Source organism: Streptomyces sp. CA-250714 (genome assembly GCF_050936705.1).
Classification (GTDB): domain Bacteria; phylum Actinomycetota; class Actinomycetes; order Streptomycetales; family Streptomycetaceae; genus Streptomyces.
The window spans coordinates 604,244-627,263 of record NZ_JBNJMI010000001.1 but is presented as its reverse complement, the minus strand read 5'-3'; the positions used below and the strand labels follow the sequence as shown (position 1 = coordinate 627,263).

General features: G+C 72.1%; 20 protein-coding genes and 1 pseudogene. 8 read left to right on the top strand and 13 right to left on the bottom strand.

Going from position 1 to position 23,020, the window contains the following annotated elements:
• The first annotated feature begins 106 nt into the window (after window positions 1-106).
• The gene (locus ACQEU8_RS03000; protein WP_433096478.1) at window positions 107-1,078 is read left to right on the top strand and encodes a hypothetical protein; all 972 of its coding nucleotides are present in this window, start codon (window positions 107-109) and stop codon (window positions 1,076-1,078) included.
• Window positions 1,079-1,351: 273 nt separating this feature from the next.
• On the opposite strand, the gene ACQEU8_RS02995 is transcribed toward ACQEU8_RS03000, so the two are convergent.
• From ACQEU8_RS02995 to ACQEU8_RS02980, 4 genes and pseudogenes are all read right to left on the bottom strand, one after another.
• Complete coding sequence (locus ACQEU8_RS02995) at window positions 1,352-2,602, bottom strand: MFS transporter (RefSeq protein WP_433102107.1); 1,251 nt, start codon at window positions 2,600-2,602, stop codon at window positions 1,352-1,354.
• Window positions 2,603-2,655: 53 nt separating this feature from the next.
• Window positions 2,656-3,797, bottom strand: a pseudogene (locus ACQEU8_RS02990) (PLP-dependent cysteine synthase family protein).
• 671 nt (window positions 3,798-4,468) lie between these two features.
• Window positions 4,469-4,912, bottom strand: a complete 444-nt coding sequence (locus ACQEU8_RS02985; RefSeq protein ID WP_433096476.1) for a hypothetical protein — start codon at window positions 4,910-4,912, stop codon at window positions 4,469-4,471.
• Window positions 4,913-5,020: 108 nt separating this feature from the next.
• Window positions 5,021-5,719, bottom strand: coding sequence for an HAD family hydrolase (locus ACQEU8_RS02980; RefSeq protein WP_433096474.1), 699 nt, complete (start codon window positions 5,717-5,719; stop codon window positions 5,021-5,023).
• Between the two features lie 113 nt (window positions 5,720-5,832).
• On the opposite strand from ACQEU8_RS02980, the gene ACQEU8_RS02975 reads away from it, so the two are divergent.
• The gene (locus tag ACQEU8_RS02975; RefSeq protein WP_433096472.1) at window positions 5,833-7,401 is read left to right on the top strand and encodes an FUSC family protein; all 1,569 of its coding nucleotides are present in this window, start codon (window positions 5,833-5,835) and stop codon (window positions 7,399-7,401) included.
• Window positions 7,402-7,659: 258 nt separating this feature from the next.
• Window positions 7,660-8,781, top strand: coding sequence for a lactonase family protein (locus tag ACQEU8_RS02970; protein WP_433096470.1), 1,122 nt, complete (start codon window positions 7,660-7,662; stop codon window positions 8,779-8,781).
• Between the two features lie 206 nt (window positions 8,782-8,987).
• Here ACQEU8_RS02970 and ACQEU8_RS02965 read toward each other — a convergent pair whose 3' ends face one another.
• The 4 genes from ACQEU8_RS02965 to ACQEU8_RS02950 all read right to left on the bottom strand — a co-directional run bounded on the left by ACQEU8_RS02965 (window position 8,988) and on the right by ACQEU8_RS02950 (window position 13,113).
• Window positions 8,988-9,965: a sirohydrochlorin chelatase gene (locus tag ACQEU8_RS02965; RefSeq protein WP_433096468.1), complete on the bottom strand. Its 978-nt coding sequence runs from the start codon at window positions 9,963-9,965 to the stop codon at window positions 8,988-8,990.
• A 156-nt stretch (window positions 9,966-10,121) separates the two neighbouring features.
• A complete protein-coding gene (locus ACQEU8_RS02960) occupies window positions 10,122-11,264 on the bottom strand; it encodes an N-acetylglucosamine kinase (RefSeq protein WP_433096466.1) in 1,143 nt (380 codons plus the stop codon).
• Window positions 11,261-11,938, bottom strand: coding sequence for a uracil-DNA glycosylase (locus tag ACQEU8_RS02955; RefSeq protein WP_433096463.1), 678 nt, complete (start codon window positions 11,936-11,938; stop codon window positions 11,261-11,263). Before ACQEU8_RS02955 ends, ACQEU8_RS02960 begins: the two co-directional genes overlap by 4 nt.
• 65 nt (window positions 11,939-12,003) lie before the next feature.
• On the bottom strand, window positions 12,004-13,113 hold the full coding sequence (locus tag ACQEU8_RS02950) for a WD40/YVTN/BNR-like repeat-containing protein (protein WP_433096461.1): 1,110 nt from the start codon (window positions 13,111-13,113) through the stop codon (window positions 12,004-12,006).
• 188 nt (window positions 13,114-13,301) lie between these two features.
• Between ACQEU8_RS02950 and ACQEU8_RS02945 the strand changes: the two genes are divergently transcribed.
• A complete protein-coding gene (locus ACQEU8_RS02945) occupies window positions 13,302-14,135 on the top strand; it encodes a DUF6214 family protein (protein ID WP_433096459.1) in 834 nt (277 codons plus the stop codon).
• Window positions 14,136-14,288: 153 nt separating this feature from the next.
• Here ACQEU8_RS02945 and ACQEU8_RS02940 read toward each other — a convergent pair whose 3' ends face one another.
• The gene (locus tag ACQEU8_RS02940; protein ID WP_433096457.1) at window positions 14,289-15,008 is read right to left on the bottom strand and encodes a TetR/AcrR family transcriptional regulator; all 720 of its coding nucleotides are present in this window, start codon (window positions 15,006-15,008) and stop codon (window positions 14,289-14,291) included.
• A 356-nt stretch (window positions 15,009-15,364) separates the two neighbouring features.
• Between ACQEU8_RS02940 and ACQEU8_RS02935 the strand changes: the two genes are divergently transcribed.
• Window positions 15,365-15,490 carry a hypothetical protein gene (locus tag ACQEU8_RS02935; protein WP_433096455.1) on the top strand — a complete coding sequence of 42 codons (126 nt, stop codon included), beginning with the start codon at window positions 15,365-15,367 and terminating at the stop codon, window positions 15,488-15,490.
• Window positions 15,491-15,533: 43 nt separating this feature from the next.
• On the opposite strand, the gene ACQEU8_RS02930 is transcribed toward ACQEU8_RS02935, so the two are convergent.
• The 4 genes from ACQEU8_RS02930 to ACQEU8_RS02915 all read right to left on the bottom strand — a co-directional run bounded on the left by ACQEU8_RS02930 (window position 15,534) and on the right by ACQEU8_RS02915 (window position 18,606).
• On the bottom strand, window positions 15,534-16,232 hold the full coding sequence (locus ACQEU8_RS02930) for a phosphatase PAP2 family protein (protein WP_433096453.1): 699 nt from the start codon (window positions 16,230-16,232) through the stop codon (window positions 15,534-15,536).
• Between the two features lie 101 nt (window positions 16,233-16,333).
• Window positions 16,334-17,272 carry a M56 family metallopeptidase gene (locus tag ACQEU8_RS02925; RefSeq protein WP_433096451.1) on the bottom strand — a complete coding sequence of 313 codons (939 nt, stop codon included), beginning with the start codon at window positions 17,270-17,272 and terminating at the stop codon, window positions 16,334-16,336.
• Between the two features lie 148 nt (window positions 17,273-17,420).
• On the bottom strand, window positions 17,421-18,041 hold the full coding sequence (locus tag ACQEU8_RS02920; RefSeq protein WP_433096449.1) for a DUF5134 domain-containing protein: 621 nt from the start codon (window positions 18,039-18,041) through the stop codon (window positions 17,421-17,423).
• Between the two features lie 94 nt (window positions 18,042-18,135).
• Window positions 18,136-18,606 (bottom strand): hypothetical protein, encoded by a 471-nt coding sequence (locus tag ACQEU8_RS02915; RefSeq protein ID WP_433096447.1) that lies wholly within the window; start codon window positions 18,604-18,606, stop codon window positions 18,136-18,138.
• Window positions 18,607-19,262: 656 nt separating this feature from the next.
• On the opposite strand from ACQEU8_RS02915, the gene ACQEU8_RS02910 reads away from it, so the two are divergent.
• The 3 genes from ACQEU8_RS02910 (at window position 19,263) to ACQEU8_RS02900 (ending at window position 22,568) form a co-directional block, all read left to right on the top strand.
• Entirely contained in the window at window positions 19,263-20,714 is a 1,452-nt protein-coding gene (locus tag ACQEU8_RS02910; protein ID WP_433096445.1) for a hypothetical protein, read from the top strand.
• Between the two features lie 130 nt (window positions 20,715-20,844).
• Window positions 20,845-21,033, top strand: coding sequence for a hypothetical protein (locus ACQEU8_RS02905; protein ID WP_433096443.1), 189 nt, complete (start codon window positions 20,845-20,847; stop codon window positions 21,031-21,033).
• Window positions 21,034-21,323: 290 nt separating this feature from the next.
• Entirely contained in the window at window positions 21,324-22,568 is a 1,245-nt protein-coding gene (locus tag ACQEU8_RS02900; RefSeq protein ID WP_433096441.1) for a cytochrome P450 family protein, read from the top strand.
• The last annotated feature ends 452 nt before the right edge of the window (window positions 22,569-23,020 follow it).

Here is a 23,020-nt window from a genome sequence, read left to right as displayed (position 1 = left end):
CCCCTCCCTGTATCTGCGCAAAAAGCGGAGCGGCTTGACTTCTTACCCCCTAGGGGTATGTTGAAGTGCGTGGCCGCGGTCGGGCGGCCCTGACGAGGGAGTGATCATGCACACTGGTCTCAAGATCACCGTTTTCGCCGCCGCACTCGCGGCCACCTTCGGAACGGCCTACGGAGCGGGACAGGTCCTGGACCCGGTGACCGGGGAAGCGGAACCGGCCGAGCACTCTGCACACGGCTCGCAGCAGCGGAAAGCCGACGGGCACGAAGGGCACGCCGAGCACGGGGGCGGGCCCTCGGAGGCTCCCGGAGGCCTTCAGGTCTCCGAGAAGGGCTTCGCCCTCGATCTGAAGACTCCCCGTGTCGAAGCCGGCAAGGACGCCGAACTGCGGTTCGCCATCGTGGACGAGGACACGGGCCGCAACGTGACCGCCTTCCGCCGGGAACACGGCAAAGAACTGCACCTGATCGTCGCCTCGCGCGACCTGGCAACTTACCGGCATCTGCACCCGGTTCGGGCCGCGGACGGCACCTGGTCCATATCCGCCGAGCTCCCGAAGGCAGGTGGATACCGGGTCTTCGCCGACTTCACGCCCCAGGCCAAGAGCGCCAGTGGCCTCACGCTCGGTGCCGACCTGGAAGTCTCCGGGAAGTCGAAACCGGAGCCGCTTCCTGCGGCCGACAGGACGGCGACCGTCGACGGCTACGAGGTCACCCTCAACGGCCGACTGCGCGCGGGCACCGGGAGCGAGCTGCGGCTCGACGTCTCCAAAGACGGCAAGCCCGTCACGGACCTTCAGCCCTATCTCGGCGCCTACGGCCACCTCGTCGCGCTGCGCTCCGGGGACCTCGCCTATCTGCACGTCCACCCCAACGGCGAGCCGGGTGACGGAAGGACGAAGCCCGGCCCTGAGGTCTCGTTCACCGCGACCGCACCCAGCAAGGGCGCCTACCGCCTCTTCCTCGACTTCCGGCACGACGGCAAGGTCCGCACGGCAGCGTTCACCGTGCATGTGGGCGAAGCCTCTGAGCGGCCGACCGACCCGGAGGGGCGGAAACCGGCCGAGCACCAGCACTGACCGAACCGCGCCCCGAAGGGGCGCGGGGGAACTGCTCCCCCAGCCTCCGGCCGGGAGGTGCCCCCAGCAACCACAACGGACCCGCAGCCCGCGGAAGACGGACAGGGGCACCCCCTCCCCGGAACAACGGAGAGGCCCGCTCAAGATCCCCCAAACACGCCCTGGTTGCCCGGGGGACGCACCAACAGGTACGTCCCCCGAGGCCTCGCTACGCGCCCGCTCGCGCCGGCCGCAGCACTGCCGCGCACACCCCTCCCGGAGCAGCCCAGTCCATCACGCGGTGGTCGGTTCCGGCCGAACCGCCGGGGCCGGCGGCACCAGTCGACCCGTGCGGTGCAACCCGTACAACGCCGCACCGCAGCCCAGCCCGAGAACGCACAGAGCGATCCAGGGAAGGGCCGACAGTCCCGCGGCGCGTGCCGCGTCCAGGGAGGCGCCGGTCAGCAGATTCCCGAGCGTGATGCCGACGCCGCAAATGGTGTTGTACAGCCCGTAGTGCGTCGCGACGAGCCGGTCGCCCGAGAGCCGGACGATGGTGTCCATCTCGAAGGGGTAGGCGATCATCGTCCCGAGCGCCAGCAGCAGTGCGGCGAGCGCCGGCGGCACGGCCGCCGACACCCACAGCCCCACTCCGCTCTCCGGTACGGGCAGCGCGGTGGCCGCCAGCAGGGGGACGAACGCGAGCCCCATCGTCAGCAGCCCCCACGTGAGCGCCTGCCCCGGCGCCATGCGGGCCTTGCACCAGGCGGTGAGCCTGGTCTGGCCGAAAATGGTGCTCAGTCCGGAGACGGCGAAGAGCAGGGCGACCGCGGCGGTACCGAACGTCCCGTCGCCGCCGACTCGTCGTACCTCCAACGGGAACGCCAGATAGACCTGGAACTGCATCACGTAGAAGCCGACCATGGCCGTGGAGAAGAGCAGGAACCTCGGGTTGGCGACGACGGTCCGCCACTGCGCCAGCACACTTTCCCGACCGCTGTCCGTGCCGTCGCTCGCATCGTTGCGCCGGCGGGCGGGCAGAGCCCGGATCTGGACGATGCTCAGCAGCGTGAATATCGCTGCGGAGACCAGGCAGGTGAGGCGGAAGTCCAGGTCCGTGAGCAGCATGCCCACCAGCGGCCCGAGCAGGATTCCGCCCTGGTAGTAGATGTTGAACAGCGCGAACGCTTCGACGCGCCGCTCGCCCGCGTCCGCCGCGAGATAGGCGCGTACGGCCGGATTGAACAGCGCTCCGGCCAGTCCGGTCGCCGCGGAGGCCGCGAGCAGGGCGGCCACGGAGTCCACCAGGCCGAGGGTGGCGAAGCCGAGCGTACGCAGTACACAGCCCGCGACGATCAGCGGTTTGTAGCCGAGCCTGTCGGCGAGGGTGCCGCCCACGAGGAACATGCCCTGCTGGCTGAAGTTCCGTATGCCGAGGACGAGGCCGACGATCCAGCCGGCCAGACCGAGCGTTCCGGACAGATGCGCTGCCAGATAGGGCATCAGCATGTAGAAGCCGAGGTTGATGGTGAACTGGTTCACCATCAACAGCTGCACACTGCGCTCGTAGGAGCGCGTCTGCGCGATGAGTGACAGCTTCACCGGTCACCCTCCTTCAGCTCGGCCGGTTCAGCCGGCAGAGGCACCGTTTCGCAGGGCCCGGGCTCCGTCGGCACAGCCAGCGGGTCGGCCACGCTGGTGCAGCGGGTCCAACGGGTGACCTCCTTCTCGTCCGGGCGGCCGATCACTTCGGGTTCGAGCGGGGGAGGGGAGTCGAGCAGGCCGTGCTCGGCGCAGTACTCGTCGTCGAAGACGGTGCTCAGGTAGCGCTGCGGCCCGTCCGGGAAGACGGCGGCGATGTGGGTCTCCGCCGGCAGGGTGCGGGCCAGCCAGCCGGCGACCAGCGCCACCGCGCCCACGCTCCACCCCCGGTCGCGTAGTGCGAGGCCGCCAGTTGACGCGCTGTCCAGACCGCCTCCGACGGTGCGACCCAGTGCACCTCGCTGAAGTGGTCGTAGGCGACATTCCGCGGATGAATGCTGGAGCCCAGGCCCCGCATCAGCCGGGGCCTGGCAGGCTGGCCGAAAATGGTCGAGCCGACGGTGTCGACGCCGATCAGCCGCAGACCGGGATACAGCTGACGCAGCACACGGGAGATCCCGGCGGAGTGGCCACCCGTGCCCACGCTGCACACCAGTACGTCGATATGGCCGAGCTGGGAGGCCAGTTCCAGCGCGAGTCGGGTGTAGGCGGCGACGTTGTCCGGGTTGTTGTACTGGTCGGGGCACCAGGACCCGGCGGAGGCGGCGAGCAGTTGGGCGACGCGCTCCCTGCGGGCCTGTTGCCAGCCTCCGGTGGGGTGCGGTTCGTCGACGATCTCGATCCGGGCTCCGTAGACGGACAGCAGCCGGATCATCGACGGCTCCAGCCCCGGGTCGGTCACCAGGGTGACGGGATGGCGGTGGACGAGCCCGGCCAGGGCCAGCCCCAGTCCGAGCGTTCCGCTGGTGGATTCGATGACGGGGCCACCGGGACGCAAGTCGCCACGGACCCGGGCCCGTTCGATCATGTGCAGCCCCGGGCGGTCCTTGATCCCGCCGGGATTGAAGCCCTCCAGCTTCGCCCAGAAGCCCCGTCCGGGCGGGCTGAGGGGTTCGCTCACGTGCAGTACGGGTGTGTTGCCGACGAGGCCGGAAAGGGCGTGACGGCCGGTCGGGGCAGGTGTGGTGGGAGGATGCATCTCTCACTCTCGTTGGTGCTGGTCCGATGGTGGGTGGCAGGCGGGAAGCGCACTGCCGCACGGACTTGAGCGGTGCCTTGCCTGTGCTCGGTGACCGCGCGGAGCTACGGCGCGGCCCGGCTAAATGAGCCACCGGCAGACGAGAGCGAGAGTGGTATGTCGTGGCTGGACGACGGCGGGTCTTGCGCCGCCTGTTCCTGCGCGGCGGCCTGGCGATCGCGTGGCCGTGTCGCACCGGAGGCGTACCACCGGCAGGACGGACGCCTTGTGGGGTAACGCACTCCTGACATGGACGGTGGGCGGAAGCTCACGCGCAGGTGTGCACGAGGCTCCCGGACGGGTGGCGACCGGCCGGTCCGGCGCGAGGTGTTCCACTGGGTCGGTGACGGTCCCGATGGAGACCACATGCTGAACTGACGTGTTCTCGTGGCCGGTCGGTATGCAGGCGGAGGCGGTCAGCGAGAACAGACCGGACAGGACCACCAGCAGCCAGACCCAGCCGATGCGGGCGCGATGCGGCACAGTTCCTCCGTGCGACCACTGTTCCGGCGTGGGAGCCGCCGAGCAGGGGGCATGGATCGATCACTGGAAGGGACGAGCGGGAACGCCTGTGCCTGCGCCGTGGGATGTTCTGTTCGGCATGACGGGGTCAGGCAGCGGCGCGGCCGCCTCTAGACCCGCAGAACCGTGCTTCTTCTCTGCTGCGCTGAAAGACCCTCCCGGGGAGGGTCACTCACCGGGGCCGTACGGCACTGCCGGATCTCCGCGGAAGCGTGCGCCTCGTGCTGGGGCGAGGAGAGCGGGGCATCGAGGACGGGGCCGCTCTCCGGCTGTCCCGACAGGCAGTCCAGATGCTTGTCCTGGTGCCCGTCGTGTCCGTGGTCGGACGACGAATCCGGGTGGGAGTTCCCCGACGCGCCAGTATCGAAGTGGGCGCTCGCCGGCACGGAGGCGCCGAAGTGCGGTGCGCCGTCGGTATGGCCTGCGGGGTTCTCCGCGTTCATGCCGTGCGTGAGCATCAGCCCCAACAGGAGCACGGCCAAGGCGAGGAAGCGCAGCGGAGCCGCCGACGGGCGGTTCGCCTGCGCAACGCAGCGCAATCGGGCCGTGATCACGGCGTCATCCTAGCCCGGCCGTCTCACCGTGGTGTGCCGGGACCCCATCTGTCCGTCACCGGCCGGGCCCACCTCGTCGTACGGGGCGGGAGGGAAGAGGCACGGCCGTCACTGGCCGACCGGCTGGCCGATGATCCAGTCGTAGACCTTCTGCGCGTCGAACTCACGCTGTCCGCCCGGGAACAGCAGCTCCGCACCGGCGACCGCCGGGTCGGTCGCATGAGCGGGAACGTACGGTACGGCCACGCACCGCATCCCCGCCCGGTGGGCCGCCTCCGCGCCGGGTGGGGCGTCCTCGAGGACGACGCAGTCGGCGGGCGAGACGCCGAGCCTGCGCGCCGTCTCCAGGAAGATGTCCGGCTCGGGCTTGCCGTGCGGCACCTCCTCCGCCGACACTCGCAGCGGTAGCAGCGCATCCAGGCTGGTCGCTCCCAGTACGGCGTCGATGGCGGCGCGCGAAGAACCGGAGGCGACAGCGAGGGGGAGTCCGGCCGCGTGCAGACGTTCCACGAGCTTCCGCATCTCGGGGAATACGTCTGTGCCCGAGCGCGCTAGCTCCAGGTAGAGACGGTTCTTCTCCGCCAGCAGCCGGTCGACCGATGACGTGAGCCCGTGCTCGCGGCGGAGCGTCTCCAGAGTCTCCCGGGTGCCGATCCCGATGAACCGCGAATGGTCCTCCCAGCTGAAGCCGGGAACGCCGTGTGCGGCCAGCAGCCGCCTGCCCGCCTCGTAGTAGTGCGGCTCGCTGTCGACGAGGGTGCCGTCCAGGTCGAAGACGACCGCGGGGCCGGCAGGAGAACTGATCATGCGCTCCAGCATGCCAAACGCATGCGATTTGGTCGCAGGTGGGAAGGGGTGCTTTCCTCTTCGTATCAGCATGTGGACACATGGCCGACAGGTCGGCCCGGATTGGAGGGGTTTTGGAGAAGTCGCTTCGGAAGCCCGGGGGAAGGACCCCAGCACATCTCCTCCGTCGCACCGTCGCGACACTCGGCCCGGAACGCTCCCTCAGGGTGCGCGTCTCGTCCCGCGCCGTCCTCGGTATCGGACTGGCCGTCGCCGTCTGCGCCCTCAGCGGCCTCCCGTTGCAGGCCACTGTCGCAGGCGGGCTGGTGGCGCTCCTCGCGCTGTTCACCGTCGCGGACACCACCGTACGGGCACAGGCCGTCACCACCGCACTGCTGCCGGTCGTCGGATTCCCCGTCCTCGCGCTGGCCGCCTTCCTGCACGAGCTGCCGCTCGCCCGGGACGCCGCGTTCCTCGCTGTCGTCTTCGCCGGCGTCTACGCCCGGCGCTGGGGGCCGCGGGGCAACGCCCTCGGGATCTTCGCCTTCATGGAGTTCTTCGCCGCGCAGTTCCTGCACACCGGCCCCGGTCAGCTGCCGCAGACCCTCGTCGCCGGCCTCCTCGCCCTCGCAGCCGCCGCCCTCACCCGGTTCGTCCTGTGGCCCGTCGAACGGGGCACCGGACCGCAGCCCGCGATCGCGCCGGTGGGCGGCCGAGGACTGAGCCGCCCCACCACGCGGCAGGCGTTCCAGGCGCTGGCCGCCTGCGGATTCGCGCTGGCCGCCGGGCAGGCACTCTCACTGGACCGCTGGTACTGGGCGGTCGGCGCCGCCTGGTGGATCTTCGTGAACACCGCGTCGCGCGGTGAGACGCTGGTCCGCGGCTTCCGCCGGGTCCTCGGCACCGTCACCGGACTCGCTGCCGGACTGCTCGTCGCGGTGCCCACGGACGGCGCGATAGCGCCCACCCTCGCCGTCGTGGCCTGCTGCGTCTTCGGGATCTTCTACACGGCGCCCCTGTCGTACTCGTGGATGATGTTCTTCGTCACGCTCATGGTCGGCATGCTCTACGGCCTGCTGGGCGTGCTCCACCCCGGCCTGCTCGGACTGCGGCTGGAGGAGACGGCCGTGGGCGCCCTGGGCGCCGCGCTCGCTGTCGTCCTGGTGCTGCCCGTCACCACGCATGCCGCGACAGAGGTGTGGATACGGCGGGCGGTGCACTGCGTCCACGAGTGCGCCCTCGACGCGGCACGCCGCCTGGCGGGGGAGAGCGGCGACGGGCCCGAGGCCCGCATCGCCGAGCTGGAGCTGCTGTTGGGGCGGGTACGGCTGTCGGTCGCGCCCCTCGTCCACCCGCTGAGCCCCATGCGCGCCCGTAAGGCCAGGGCCCGGCGGGTGCTGGCTCTGCTGGACGACTGCGCCCGCCAGGTTCGCGGCTTGGCCGAGGCCGCCGCCGACCCGGCCGCCTCGCACGACGCGCGGCTCACGGCCGCCTGCGAGCGCCTCGAAGCCGCCGTACGCCGCCTTGCCGCCCCCGCGCCGACCCCGGCCGCCACGGCACCGAGCGCCGCCGTCCCGCCCGCCACCGCCACCGTCGACCCGCCACCACCGGGCGACCGCGCACTGGCCCACCTCCACGCCCTGGAAGACACCCTCCACCAACTCGCCACCCCGCTGCACACGCCCCCGAGGGCGACCGCTTAGGACGTACCCGGCATCGGGGGCTGCGCTTGCCCACCCTGCGCCCCTGGCGCAGACTGCCCAAGCACAGCGCAGGGGGACGGGACCGCGCCCCGTCAGGGGCGCGGGGAACTGCGCGACAAGCCACGACGTAGCCGCACGCCGCAAGCGCCGGGCAGGCGCACCCCCTTATCGGCACAACAGAGGGACGCAGCAATCGACGCCGGACACGGCGGGCCGAACAGCGAGTCGACGGAACGGCGAAGGGGCGGGGCAACCACGATGGCCGACGGCACCCAAATGCAGCCCCGCGCATACATCGGCTCGTTCACCTCCGCAGGAGGCCGCGGAATCACCACCGCGGCCCTCGACCCCCGCACCGGCGCCCTCACCCCACTCCACCACACAAAAGACGCCGTCCCCGACCCCTCATTCCTCGCGCTGGCGCCCAACAGCAGCGTCCTGTATGCCGTCAGCGAGACCGATCAGGGCACAGCCGCGGCCTTCTCCCTCAACAGTGGTGAACCGCCCAGCGATCACGGGCCGTCCCGCGACGGTCCCGTACTGCTCGACGGGACCGTTCCCGTGGCGGGCGCCGGACCCACGCACCTCGCAGCGACCGACAGCACCCTCTACACCGCGAACTACACCTCGGGCAGCGTCACCGCACTCCCGCTGCACGCCGACGGCCGCCTGAGCTCTGCTGCGGTCACTCACCAGCACCACGGCCGAGGCCCGGTGGGGGAGCGGCAGGAGGGGCCGCACGCGCACGCCGTCGTCCCGGACCCGTCCGGACAGTGGCTGCTCTCCACCGATCTGGGAACCGACTCGGTGTGGATCTACGACCTACGGGGAACGGCAGCCGGCCTGCGCCTGCACCGCGAGATCCCGCTCCGCGCCGGAACCGGCCCCCGCCACCTGGCGTTCGCGCCGGTACACCCCGGGCAACGGGACACGCCCCGGCGTGCGTACGTCGTCAACGAGCTCGACTCGACCGTGACGACCTGCCGTTGGGACGCCGAGACGGGCGAGCTGGAACCGCTGGGCGAGACGCGTCTTCTGCCGCCGGAGCGCGCGGCGGCCGCCAACTACCCGTCCGCACTCGCCGTCTCGCCGGACGGCCGCTTCGCCTGGGCCGCCAACCGGGGCGACGACAGCGTGACCGTCCTCGATCTGACCTCGGCGGACCTGCCGACGTATGTGACCACCGTGCCCTGCGGCGGCCACTGGCCCCGCGACCTGGCCCTGCACCCCACAGGCCACTGGCTCTACGCCGCCAACGAGCGCTCGGGGGACGTCACCTGGTTCGAGGTGGATCCGGCCACCGGAACGCCGTTCCTGGCCGGGTCCCTCGCCGCTCCGGCCGCCTCCTGCGTGGTCTTCGAGCAGGCCACCGACGGGTGAGCGGGCGAGCTGCGGCGCAGGCGGGCGGGGAACGCAGGAGCCGCAACCACTCGCCACGAGGCTCCCAGGAGGCGCATCGCAGCGTCGAAGGACAGTGGCCGGTACGGGGCCGGAGAAGTCAGCTCTCCGGCCCTGTCGGCGGTGCTCCAGCTGTCCGCCTGCCCGGGCGGCAGCGCTGCGAGCCTGCCCAGTCCGCGGCGCGGCCGTCAGCGAACCGGCGCGCCCTGCGGGGCCTGGGGCTGGGCGATCCCCGCCTTGGCGGCGTACGTCGAGGCCACCAGCTTGCCCAGCGCGGGATAGGCGCCCAGCGGCTCGGCTGTCGGACAGCCCGCTTCCTCGGCAGCCGCCTCCAGCAACCCCTCGGCGATCTCCGGGCCGATCAGGCACGGTGCTATGGCCAGCTGCTGCGAACCCGAGGTACGCAGCTGCTCGGCGGTGTGCTGGATGGCGCCCTCGTCGTCGAGTGCGGCGGCGAGCACCGGTACCGCCAGCCGTGCCGCCAGCAGCATGCCGGTGATACCGGCCGCCTGCACGGCCTCCTCGCCGCCGACGGTTGCCAGGACGATGCCGTCCGCTGCCGTCGCCACCGTGAAGAGCCGCGCCCGGTCGGCACGCGCCAGACCCGCCTCGGAGAGCCGTACGTGCACGGCCTCGGCGAGCAGCGGGTGCGGCCCCAGGACATCGGTCAGCTCGGCGCCGGAGCCGCTGTTGAGGACCTCCTGGCGGATCCGCCGCAGCTGCGCGGCGTCCGGGCCCGCCAGCAGCGGCACCACCACCGCGGGCAGGCCGTCGTCGGCGGTCCCGCGTGCGGGGGCGGCCACCGCGGCTTCCTGCTCCTGCGCCGCTTCCTCCGCCATGGCGGCCGCCTCGCGCGCGTACCGGCGGCGCGTCGCGCGATCGGTCACCGCCTGGGCGAGAGCGGAGCGGATGGTCGGGAACTCCTCGCCGTCGCCCTCGGTGAAACCGACGCGCGCGTCGAGACCGGGCAGCTCCGAGCGCGCGATGCTCAGCGTCTCCTCGGCGAGACTGCGCATGGCGCTGGAGGGAGTCCCGGGGACAGCCAGAACCAGTGCCGGCGCGCCCTCGGGGGCGACGACGGGCTCCGGTCGGCGGTGCCGTCCGGGCTGGCGGGGACGTGGCATTCGTACGGGCAGGCCATTGTCCGGTCCTGTGGGGGAGCTCATGCGCCCGCATGCTAATGCCTTCATGGGCTTTGCTGTTCGGCCGGGGGAGACCGATGGGCTTATGTCCCGATTCATCCAGGCGGGGCAGTGGTGTTGACCGGCGCACTGCGTGCACCAAGCTCGGGTCGTGCCCGAAACTGGGCAGGCGCCGACCCGCTACGCGACCGACAGCAGCGCCGGATCCGACGGCAGCGCCAGACCGCCGACCGCGAGCCGGGCGGCGATCAGCAGCGCACCGTCCAAAGGCCCGCCGGCCGCCTCGACGACCCGGGCCCCCGGCAACTGCTCCGTCAACGCCGCGCGCAGTGGCCCGTGCAGCGCCTCACCGAGATTGAACAGCCCTCCGGTGAAGGCGACCCGCACATCTTCGCCGACGGTACCCGCCGAGCCGTCGCCGGACCGGGGCACGGCCCCTCCACCCGGGCACACCGCGAGCGCACTCGCGGCCATCTCCCGCGCCGCCGCCCGCATGATCCCCGCGGCAACCGGATCCTCCCCGGCGCACCGTGCCACTTCCGGGGCGAACGAGGCCAGGACCGCGGCCCGGTCCGTACGCGGATACAACTGCCCCGGCAACACGCTGAGCGGCGCGCCGAACATCGCCTCCGCCCGGGCCCGCAGCGCCGCAGAGCCGCCCGCACGGCCGTCGAAGGCGCGCATGGCGGCCTCCAGCCCCGCGCGTCCGATCCACGCGCCGCTGCCGCAGTCGCCCAGCAGATGCCCCCAGCCGTCGGCACGCCGCCAGGACTCCAGATCGGTGCCCATGGCGATCATGCCCGTCCCGGCAGCAACCACGGCGCCCGGCCGTTCGCCCAGCGCCCCGGCGTACGCCGTCACCGCGTCCGCCGCCAGCGCGAGCCGTCGCACCCCGAACGCCTCCGCCAGCATGCCCGGCAACTCGGCCCGCAGCCCCCTGCCGAGAGTCGCCATTCCGGCGGCGCCCACACACGCTGCCGCGATGCGCGCGGCTCCGCCCTCCTCCGCACCCGCCCCGGCGTCCGCCAGCAGCGAGCGCACCGCGGGCACCAACTGCGCGGCCATGTGCCCCGCGTCGATACCCGCCTCACTCGTGCGCACCGGTTCGGGACAGGTGACGGCACCGACGACCTCCGGCCTCCCGCTCGGGCCCGCCGCCCCTGCACCGTCCGTACGTTCCGCAGCCGCGCCCGCGCCCGTGCGCTGCCGCGCCAGGGCGACCCGCAGCCCGGAGCCGCCCGAGTCGACGCCGAGCAGCCATCCACCCGCGTCGTCCGCGGCTCTGTCAGCGCCGTCGGCGGCTCCGTCAGCAGCCGGGCTCACGGCAGGCGCCAGTCCACGGGATCCGCCCCCTGCTGGGCCAGCAACTCGTTGACCCGGCTGAACGGACGCGAGCCGAAGAACCCGCGGTCCGCCGACATCGGCGACGGGTGTGCGGACTCGACCGCGGGCAGATCCCCCAGCAGCGGCCGCAGATTCCGGGCGTCCCGGCCCCACAGCACCGACACCATCGGGCGGCCACGCGCCACCAGGGCGCGGATCGCCTGCTCGGTGACCTCCTCCCAGCCCTTGCCACGGTGCGCTGCCGGCTGGCGCGGCGCTGTCGTCAGCGCCCTGTTGAGCAGCAGCACACCCTGCTCCGTCCAGGGCGTCAGGTCACCGTTGGAGGGCCGGGGGAGTCCAAGATCGCTGTTCATCTCCCGGAAGATGTTCTCCAGACTCCCCGGCAGCCGTCGGACCTCCGGCGCCACCGAGAAGGACAGCCCGACCGCGTGCCCCGGCGTCGGATACGGGTCCTGGCCGACGATGAGGACGCGCACCTCGTCGAAGGGCTGCTGGAACGCCCGTAGGACGTTCGCCCCCGACGGAAGGTAGGTTCTCCCCGCCGCGACCTCCGCGCGGAGGAAGTCGCCCATCGCGGCGATCCGTTCGGCGACCGGCTCCAGCGCCTTCGCCCAGCCTGGTTCGACAATTTCGTTCAACGGTCGTGCAGCCACGAGCCGTCACTCTACTGGCTCAGCGGCCCGCACCGACCCGCCCTCCGGAAACCGCTCCCGCAGTCTCAGTCGATCACCGCCGCCCGCACGCACAGCACATCCGGCAGGTGGGACGCCAACTGCCGCCAGCTCTCGCCCTCGTCCGCGCTGGCGAAGACCTCGCCGTTGCGGTTGCCGAAATAGACGCCGGCCGGATCGGCGTCGTCCGTACACAGCGCGTCCCGCAGCACTGGTCCGTAGTGCGCCGCCTCGGGCAGACCCGTGCCCAGCGCCTCCCAGCTCTCACCGGCGTCCTGGGTGCGGTGGACGCGGCAGCGGTGCTCCGCGGGCACCCGGTCCGAGTCCGCGTTGAGCGGGAAGAGGTACGCCACGCCGCCGCGCCGGGGATGGGTGGCGACGGGGAAGCCGAAGTCCGAGGGGAGGGAGTCGCCGATCGACTGCCAGCTCGTGGCGCCGTCGTCGCTGCGGAAGACTCCCCAGTGGTTCTGCAAGTAGAGCCGGTCGGGATTCTCCGCGTCCCGGGCGATCTTGTGCACACACTGCCCGTACTCGGGATAGCGCATGCTCTCGGGCAGGAAGACCGCGGAGACGCCCCTGTTGCACGGCTCCCAGCTCTCGCCACCGTCCGCCGTGCGGTACGCGCCGCCCGTCGAGACGGCGATCGTCACCCGCCGTGCGTCCCGCGGGTCGACCAGAATCGTGTGCAGCCCCAGCCCGCCACCGCCGGGGGCCCACTCCTGGCGTGTGGGGTGCTCCCACAGCGAGCGGACGAGCTCGAAGGACTCGCCGCCGTCCGTCGAGCGGAACAGCCCTCCGGGCTCCGTCCCGGCGTACACCACGCCCGGTTCGCTCTCTCCTCCCGGCTGCAACTGCCACACCCGTTCCAGAGACGTTCCGGTGTCCTTGGGGTACTTGATCGGGGGCTGCTCGGGCTCCGTCCAGGTCTTGCCCAGGTCGTCGGAGTGGAAGACCGAGGGGCCCCAGTGCGCGCTGTCGCCCCCGGCCAGCAGTCTGGGCGAGCCGGGGCCGCGCCGGTCGATGGTGAAGGAGTAGACCGCCTGCGCGTTGAAATGCGGGCCGGTGAACTCCCAGTCCCCCGAAGCTCGTCGGCCTGCCCTCTGCCGGGCGAGGAACAGACCCTTTCTCGTACCTACTGCGAGCAGTACATCCGCCATGGCGGCACCGCCTTCGAGACGTCGTTGTCTGAGGTACGGAACAGTCTGCACCCGCCCACTGACAATGCCTCCCGAGCTGCACAGACGCTCTGCCCGGGCGTGCCCCGACGCTCGCACGGCGGCACGCCGGTGCGCCGTTCGGGCTGCCGCGGCCTCCGTCGTCAGGGTTGCCCTCAGCGCGGCCGAGCGTGCCGTGCCGTCCTCGCCCGGCCGCCCGGGTCTACGGTGCCGACGTGTCGGAGAGATCCTGTTGCTCTTGCTATCTGTCGGATCACTCGTACGAACGGGATGGCTGCCCGCCGGAGTGCGACCCGCTGTCGCCGCCGTGCCCGGCCTGGAAGCTTCGGGGGTACGGCACCGGAGCGGGCCCGCACGCTGTCGGCCCCCAGCCGCCCTGGTTCGCCGTCGGGGTCAGCCGCGCGGACGGTACCCAGGTCGAGGTGGTGGCCGCCGTGGTGGACGGGCGGGTCCGGCTGGAGGAGGTACGGGCCGACCCGCCCCTGACGCTCCAGGAGTTCGCCAGGCTCGCGCCGAGTCTCCGGGAGCCGCTGACGAAAGCGTGCCCGCCGGCCATCCGGCCGCCGCAACCCGCCCCCACGGCACGGACCACGGGCGCCTGCGCCCTGCTCTCAAGGCAGCTGCCGACGGCACCGCGGCCCCAGGCACCAGCCTTTTCCGGACCGCCCCCACCGCCCCAGGCACCCGCCTATTCCGGACCGCCCCCACCCCCGACGGCTCCCGGGCCGCCACCCCCTCCGGCTCCGCCGCAGCCGTCGGCGCCGCCACCACCCCCGGCGGCGCCCTCGCCCACCGCGGTCAGGCGCCGGAGGCGGCCGCCCGCACCACGCGGCCGGAACGCGCTCCGTGTGGCGGCCGAGGCGTACACGGAGGCCCGGAAGCAGGGCCAGGATCCGGTGCTCGCCGTCATGCGGGTCACCGGGCACAGTCGGCGCAAGTCGTTGCGCCTCATCGCGAGCGCCCGGGACGCGGGGCTGCTGAGCCCGCGGCACGCTCGGCGCTGAGCGTCGGACAGTCGCCGGACGGTCGGCACCCGCGCGTCGGCGACCGGCGCACCGACAGAGCCGCGTCACTCCGGGCGAGCCGGCTCACCGTCCGGACACGGCGGACCACCGCGCACCCGCCCAGCCGGACGACTGCTGCTCCGCAGGGGCCGACTACTGCTGCTCCTCCGCCCTGAGCGCTCCAGGGCTCACGTCCCAGCCGCACGGCCGCAGCCGCTCCAGACGAAGGACACGTGCTGTCGGCGTCGCCCCGGCCAGTCCTCTCCCCGTGCCGTCAGGTGGTTCTCCCCGCTCCCACTCGAGGCCGTACCGGGCGAACAGCTCACCCCGTAGCCGCTCCAGCGGCATGGGTGCGCCCGGCAGCAGTGCCGCGACGACAGCTCCCATCAGATTGGCGCGCAGCAGTGGGTAGTCGGTGTCCGGGTCGGGAGAGCCGTACCGGACCACGGCGGCTCGCAGCAGGGACGCGAGGCGCTGCTGCTCGTCGCACTGGACGAACCCCTCCTGTTGCAGGATGCCCGCCATATGGGCGCGCATCAGCACCGGCTGATCGCGCGCCAGCCCCAGGACGGCGTCGATGGCCCGGGCCAGCATCTCCTGTCCGCCGTCCGGCCCTTCGGGCAGCGGGCCGCGCTCCAGCGCCTCGGCGAGCGTGAGATGCATCAGCCGGTGCACCGCCGACTGGAACAGCTGCCGCTTGCCCGGGAAGTAGTACGAGATCAGACCGCGTGCCGAGCCCGCCCGGTCGGCGATCGCCCCCAGCGTCGTCGACTCGTAGCCGCGCTCGGCGACCAGCTCGACGGTCGCCTGTAGCAGACGTTCGCGCGAGCGTCGGCGCAACTCTTCATTGACCGATGCGCTCCGGGGGGACATGCTGTAACTCCTGCGTTGACTGGCTGGCAGCCAATATACTCAGCACGACTTCGGGTGTTCGCGTCCCCTTTTGAGCCACGGACCACGGACGCCCGGTACGACGGCCGATATCGGGGCGACGCGGGGGATCGCCCCGGTATCGGCTCAGCCCAGGCAGCTGGGCGAGGCGGACCGTGAGGCGACCGACGAGAGTTGGCCGACCGCGCCGACAGCGGCAGCCGTCGGGCTGACTCTAGAGGACGGACACACCCCTCGCAGCCCCCACTTTCTCCGGCCGACGCCCGAACACCGGCCCACGGGTACGTTGGTGCGCTGCGCAGCGCACAGTGCGGACGCACCGAGGGCAGGGGAGAGCCATGACGGACGACCGCGCCTACGACGTCGTGGCACGGCTGACGTCGGCCCTTCCGTCCGGCAGCGACCTGGTGTTCAGCGACTCGGCCGAGGTCGACAACGTGGGGGCCATGGCCCGCAAACCCTGAGCTCCCTCAGCGCCCGGCTCCGAACCCCGCTGAAGGACCCGCGCTACCCTCTCCGGCCCACGGGGTCCGGGAGCCGCTCACCGGGCCGCAGAGCCGCCCACGCCGCCGCGGACGCCAGGGCCACCGCCGTTCCCAGCAGAACACCCACCACCGTGTCCGTCAGCCAGTGCACGCCCAGCCACACCCGGGTGAACGCCACCCCGACCACGGACACCACCGCGGCGACGACGGCCGACCGCCACCACAGGTCGCTCACCGGCGCCCCCCGCTCACGCCACAGCCACAACAGCAGCACGCAGGCCAGTGCGGCGGTCATCGCGTGCCCCGAGGGCATCGCGGCGTACTCCGCCGAGTCCACCGGCTGCCGCCACCGCGGGCGTTCCCTCCCGAGCGCCGCTTTCATGCCCTGCTGCACACCGGAGCCGACCAGCGCCGTCCCAGCCGTCCAGTACGCCATCAGACGCTCTCCGCGCCACAGCAGCCATCCGAACACCGCAGTCAGCAGCAGCCGGAACGTCCATGGGTCCCACACCCAGTCGGTGAGGATCCGCATCGCCCGGGTCGGCGCCCGGTGCTCCAGCGCGGCTGTGTGCAGCTCGGACGCGGTGCCGCGGTCGAGCGCGGCCAGCGGCTGCCACGGCAGCAGCGCCAGGACGATCAGCAGTACGGCGGCAGCCCCCAGTACGGCGGCCATCCCGGCCTGCCATACGCCGGGCGGACTCGGACGGTTCGCACCACTCATGTGCCGATCATCACCTCCACTGCCTGTGCCGGCACAACTTGTGGGCGCGTCCTTCCGGACACTCATGGTGCGTCCCTCCGAGTCGGGCATCGCGCCGGCCGCTAGCGCAGCGCGGACAGTCCCGGAGCGAACGCCACCAGCAGCGGGACCACCGGCACCAGCGACGCCACCGCCGTCATCCGCAGTCTGCGGCTGACCGGAAGCCGTGGAACGGGCGTGAGCAGCCGGTGCACACGCTGGGGCACCATCGCCACCGGAGCCGGGCAGGGCCCGAAGACCCCCCGGTCCTCGTTGAGTTCCACCAGCGCCAGCGCGATCGTCAGCCTGCCGTAACGGCGGGAGGCGGCATCGTCGGCGGCCAGCTCCACCAGCCGGTGCACCTGGTCGCGGAAGCCCGCGAAGACCGGCACCCGGGAGAAGCCGGTGGCCAGCGCGGCCGAGCAGTGCAGCAGCCAGTCGTGGCGCGCCCGCGCGTGTCCCTGCTCGTGCTCCAGCACCGCGTCCAGCTGCCGCCCCTTGAGCCGCCGCAGTGCACCTGTGGTGATGATCAGCTGTGGGGTGGCGCCCGGCAGCCACCAGGCGTCCGGCTTGTCGTCCTCCAGGACGAGCAGCGGCTCGCTCGACGAGGTGTCCTCGCCCGGGAGTTGGGGCGCCCGTGCCCGCAGCTCCGCGCGCCGTTTGCGGCGCCTGGCCCGCGCGTCCCTGATCTCCCGCAGCAGCATCGCGCCCGTCCAGGCACCGCCGCATGCCAGCAGCACGGACAGCGCCCCCGCCCACGGGGTGTGCGCGCTGGAGGTGTACGCCTCCGCCACTCCGTTCGGTGCCCCGGCGAAGACATGGCTGCGGACCACGGCGAAGGCGGCGGCACCCGAGAGCGCCATCGCCAGCAGACAGCACAGCAGCACCGCCCCGACGACGCACTGCCACACCCACAGGGCGAGCACCGGCTCCCGGTCGGGCCATGTGCAGCGGGTCAGTACACGCGGCGCGAGACCCGCGGCGAACAGGGCGAGCACCATCAGCGCGAGCGGGACCGTCATGCCGCTCAGCCTAAGAGGCTGTTACGAGACAGTGATACGCCCGACAGCGGATAAGTGACGCGGCTCACTGCATTGTTCTGGTTGCCGACTGTTGCGCGCTCACGACGCAGCAGTGGACGCCGACGTGCCGACAGCAGGTGCTTGCCGCTCACACCGTCAGCAGCATGGCGAACATGCCCGCACCCATGGCCACTCGGCACCCGGCCGCGACCCCGGCCTGCCGCACCACGGGCAGCCCTGCTGCCGCTCGGCTGCCGTGGGTACCTGCCGTGGCGACTGCCCCCGCGCCTGTTGCCACGGGCATCAGGCGCGTGCCCGTCCACAGCACGTATCCCGCGAAGTACAGCAGCAGCACGCCGGTCACCACAGGCACGCCGTTGGCTCCGGAGTGGTGTGCGCCGGTACCAGGGGTGGCGCCGAGAGCCATGGAGAGCGCCATGTACACCATCGCCGCGCTGACCAGAAGGTGGTGCAGATGCCCCGGCATGGGAGCGGCCCGGTGCCGTCCGCCCGCCATCAGCCACAGTTCCCGTGCCAGCAGCAGTACGAAAACAGTGGTGAAAGTCCACGCGGCCGCTGTGTGCAGCAGTGGTGTCCCGCCCCACAGCACAGGCGCGGCCATGGCCGCCATGCCGAAGCCCATCACCGCCTCGTTCTGCGCCTCCGCCCGCTGTCCGCGTCCGGCGTCGCGCGCCCGCAGCACGCACGAGGCTCCCGTCACCGCGCAGAGCGCCACCAGCAGCCACCCGACCGTGGCAGGGCCGTGCATCCGCTCACCCCCTCGCTCGCGGAGAGGGTGCCCCCTCTCGTACCGCATACGGGAGCGCACGGGAGCAACGAGGGCGCGCCGCGGCAGGGGCTGCTCAGCGCGGGCGGGGCGTGGTGTGGCCCATCATTTCGGAGGCCTCCAGCAACGGCATGCCCAGATCCCGGTGGAGGATACGGGCGTCGTCCGCGTGGTCGGGCAGAAATGAGCTGTCATGGTGCCCTGTTCGGCCCTCGGCGTCGTCCTCCTGCCCGTCCCGTTCCTCCTCCGCGGCGCGCGCGTGGGTGCGGACGTGCCGGTTGAGGATCCGCCAGGCATAGGCGTTGGTGTGCGGGCTCCGCAGCGCCTGGTCCCACTGGTCGGCCAGTTCGGCGAAGGCCAGCCGCACGGCGGTGTCCGCCTGTCGCGCATCGGCCAGCCGGCTGTGTGCGTACTCCAGATACCGGTGCCGGTAAAGAGCGCAGAAAGCAGCGAACTCCACGGGTACTTCACGTACCTCTCGTTCGGGTTCCGGGCTGGTCGGCCGCGGGCAGGTCTCCGGCTGCGGCTGCGGCTGCGCCGAATTCATGGTGCAGTGGTGTTCGCACGGCAAGGGCATACGAACGCTCAACGTTCTCTTCCCCTCCCATTCCCTCCGTTACGGGCCCCCTCCCGCGGAAGCTACAGCTCCAGATGGGCCGTACGCTACGGAGATCTGCTGCGTGCAAATTCATCGGCAATTGCACGAGCAGCCGCCATGAACGGGAGACGTCAGCACGTCGAACTGCCGGGCGAGGAAAAGCCGTATTTTCCTTCCTCTGTGATCGAAGACGATCGCCTCCGCTGGCGTCGAGACCGCTTTCGATGCAACATCTGGCCACTCGGCGCAATTCCGTCCGCCACGACGGCGGTGGAAACCGTCAGGGCGCGACGCGTGAATTTCACCCGTCAGAGTGGCGAACCGGCACCACGTCCGAATCCACCCGGATGTCCCCTTCCGGCGCCGCGGGCTGCGGCAGCCGGATCGCCGACGCAGACGCGGTCGTGTTGAATTGGAGTCCGCCGTCGATGGGTTGGAGGTCGCTGCCAGCAAGGGCTCTGCTGCCAGGCCCGACATGTGCGCCGTCGCCGGGCCCGATACGGCCCGGCACGGGCCGGCTCCGACCCGGCGGCGGCAACGGCCCGCCGGGGCCTTCGGCTGAAGACTGTCCGTGTTCTGATCGGTTTGGTGTGTGGGGGGTTCTGGTGTCGGTTCCGGGTGTGGGCTCCGAGGGCGCGGGCGACAGTGTGCTGGTGGTGGCGGGGGTCGGCGGCGGGCTGATGGATGTCGGCGTCGTTGTGGCGGGCCTGGGCGGGGTGTCCTGGAGCGGTGTACTGGCCGGCATGGGCGGTGCCCCCGGCGGCAGCGGAGGTGGAGTCGGGGTCGTCGAACTGGTCGGCCCTGTCGACCCGCAGATGGTGCTGGCACGGGTGCGCCTGGTCGCCGGGGTGTCGGGGCAGCTCCTGGTCGTCATCGTCGGCGAACTGCGCACGGACCCGCGCAAGGGCGGGCTGCATGTCGGACTGGGAGCGCCCGGCCAGCACTCGGCAGTGGTGCGCTACAGCGGTCTGCCGTGGGAGTGGCTGATAGGGGAGTTGGCCATAAGGCCGCCCAGGGCGACGACCGTGCTGCTGGATGTGGCGGCGGAGACGGGCACCTGGGAGGCGATCCAGGCGGGCGGCCTGCCGGAGGCCCCCGGCGTAGGGGTGTTCGGCCGGGTGGTGCGGCAGAGCCGTCAGTCGAAATGGCGACGGCGCCGGGGCGGCAACGCCCCCGTTGAGCCCGCGTACCTACAGGAGTGCGTACGACTGTGGCGTGCGGGCGGCCGGATGCCCTTCGCCGAACTGCACGAGCGAGCGGCGGCGGTCTCCGGTACGACGGAGAGCGAGCAGGCGCTGTTCGTGTCCTCGGCGACCGCCGCCGCGTTCCAGGCCCCTACGGCGTATCCCACACCGGCCGCGAACCAGGCGCCGGTGCAGGCGGCCGGCATGCCGAACGGCTCGCAGCCCGCGGCAGCGCCCGTCGCCCACAACGGCTGGGAGCACCAGCCCCGGCCGGATCTGCCGGCGGAGTGGCAGCGGGAGAACAACCACCCGCTGCCCGCCCAGCAGTTGCCCGCCCCGGCACCGGCCGCCCCCGACAACGGCGCCGTCCCCCAGCGGCAGCCCGCGCCGCAGCCCCCGGCGGCCCCGCCACCGTCAGCGCAACCCCCGTACGGGCAGCCCGCGGAGGACCCGCACGAGACGATCATGGCCGCCGCGCGGGCGGGCCGACACGACGAGGCGGAGTCCCTCGCGGCCTCCTGGCAGGACGCCGCCGAGCGCACCGAAGGCCCCGGCTCGGAGGGAGCGCTGCACTGGGTGGAGGTCCGCGCCGACCTCGCCCGGCTCGCCGGTGACCCGGCCCGCAGCTGCGATTTGTGGCTACGGGTGGCCCGAGGCCGCCTCGAACGCGGGGAGGCCGAGAACGCGTTGGAGGTGGAGGGCGCCGTCGACCGCGCCCACCACCAGTGGCAGTGCCTGGAGGACGGGGAGACGGCCCGCGAGCTGGCCCCGGAACTGGTCCTCCTGCGGCGCCGGGTACCCGGCCGCCAGCCCGGTGCCGTACGGCTGGTGGAGGAACGCGCGGAGCGCCTGCTCGGCAGCGTCGAACAGTGAGCAGGGGGACAGCCGCAGGAGTGGCACCGGGTGGTCCGTTCGCAGCAGCACCGGACCAGCCGTCCGCCCATCCGGGGGCATATCTCGGACGCTGTATCGCGCACTGTCCGTGACACCCCGAGGAGCATGCATGTTCCGTCGAATCGCACTGACCCTGGTGACCTTGCTCGCGGCGACCGCCCTCGCCGCCGCCCCCGCTGCCGCCGCCACCAACCCGCAATCCGACGAGCTGACTCCGCGCGAACAGGAGGCCGTGAAGGTCGCGGAGAAGCTCCTGGGCAAGGTACTGGGCGGTGACATCACCTTGGGCGGCAGCTGACAGCAGGGCTCGCAGACACCGGCCCGGCCGGCACCGGCACTCTGCGGGCGTGCCGGTGCCGCGCCTTACGTACGCCCGGACGGCGCGGCGCGCACGGGGAGGCGGGCGCTGCCTCCGCCCACTGAGCCGGAGCGGGCCTGACGCGTACCGCAGCGGCCGCACGGGGAGTCCCCGCGACGGCGTGAGATGATCTTGCCGCTTCTGCCCCCTACACGGACCTGTGATCGGCTCGTACTGTGGCAGTTGTCACCGCGTCAACTCCCCGCCCCGAACGGAGATTGCGACTCACCGTGTCTGTTACCGAGCCTTTGACTCTCGACCCCACCGGCAGTGACCCGCACGGTGAACACAAGGCCCTGCGCGAGCGGGGTCCGGCGACCCAGGTCGACCTCCTCGGCGTCACCGTGTGGTCGGTCAGCGACCCCGCCCTCCTCAAGAAGCTGCTGACCGGCCCGGACGTCTCCAAGGACGCACGGCAGCACTGGCCCCGGTTCGCCGAGACGGTTCCCACCTGGCCGTTGGCGCTGTGGGTCGCCGTGGAGAACATGTTCACCTCCTACGGCAGCGATCACCGCAGACTCCGCCGCATGGTGGCCCCCTCCTTCAGCGCCCGCCGCATAGCCGCACTCGGCGAGCGCGTGGAACGCATCGTCGACGATCTGCTGGACGTGCTGGAGCGCACCCCTGAGGGGGAGGCGGCGGATGTGCGCGAGCTGTTCGCCTATCCGCTGCCGATCCAGGTCATCTGCCACCTCATGGGAGTGCCGGAGGAGCGCCGCGAAGGCTTCCGCGAGCTGGTCGACAACGTCTTCGCGACGACCCTCACCCCCGAGGAGGCCGCCGCCAACACCGCCAGCCTGTACGCGGTCCTCGACGACCTCATTGCCGAGAAGCGGGAGCGGCCCGGCGAGGACATGACCTCGCTCCTGATAGACACCCGGGACGAGGAGGGGGACGGCTCCTCGCTCTCGGAGGCCGAACTGCGGGACACGCTGCTGCTGATGATCAGCGCCGGCTACGAGACCACCGTCAACCTGCTCGACCAGGCCATCACCGTGCTGCTGACCCACCCCGAGCAGCTGGCGCTCGTGCGGGAGGGCCGCGCCGGCTGGGCGGACGTGGTCGAGGAGACGCTGCGGTTCGAACCGGCCGTCAAGCATCTGCCGCTGCGCTTCGCGGTACGCGACATCCCGCTGCCCGACGGACAGGTCATCGCCAAGGGAGAGCCGATCCTCGCCTCGTACGCGGCGGCCAACCGGCACCCCGACTGGCATGGCGAGACTGCCGACACCTTCGATCTGACGCGCTCGGCGCCCGGACCTGAGCATCTCGCCTTCGGGCACGGCGTCCACTTCTGCCTGGGTGCACCGCTGGCCCGGCTGGAGGGCATCACGGCGCTGGAGAAGTTCTTCAGCCGCTTCCCCGACGCGCAACTGGGGGTGCCGGCGGAGGAGTTGCGTCCCGTGCCCTCACTGATCAGCAACGGTCACCAGACCCTGCCGGTGGTGCTGCGCCCGCGGTCGGCCGCCGGCTGACCCTCGCTGTTCGGGGAACGGCAGATTGCTCGGCCTCGCCTGGCCCTGGCCGTCGGTTCCGGCGGCGTCGCACACGTCACTCGTATGACGCCGCCGGACGAGCAGGGTCGCGCCCGTGATCACGAGGCCGACGGCCGCCACCTTGGCGTCATTCGCCGGTGCCCGGCGAGAGCGGGCCGATCTTGAGCATCGATCCCTCGCCCGCGGCGGGGGACGGACGCCCTTGACCAGGCGGGGCTTCGAGGCATCGCTGTCCTTCTCGCCGCATCCCGTCAGCAGACACCCGCCGCCGGCGCCGTGGCGGCACCCGCCGCCGCCCTCGCCGGGCGCGGCACGCCTTCGTACGCCGTGTCCGCAAAGGGGGACCGGCGATCCCTGGACAGCTGCTGCCTTCATCCCGTTCCGCGGCGGCGGCACCGTTGAGCTGTAGGCATTGCTCATCGCATCACCTC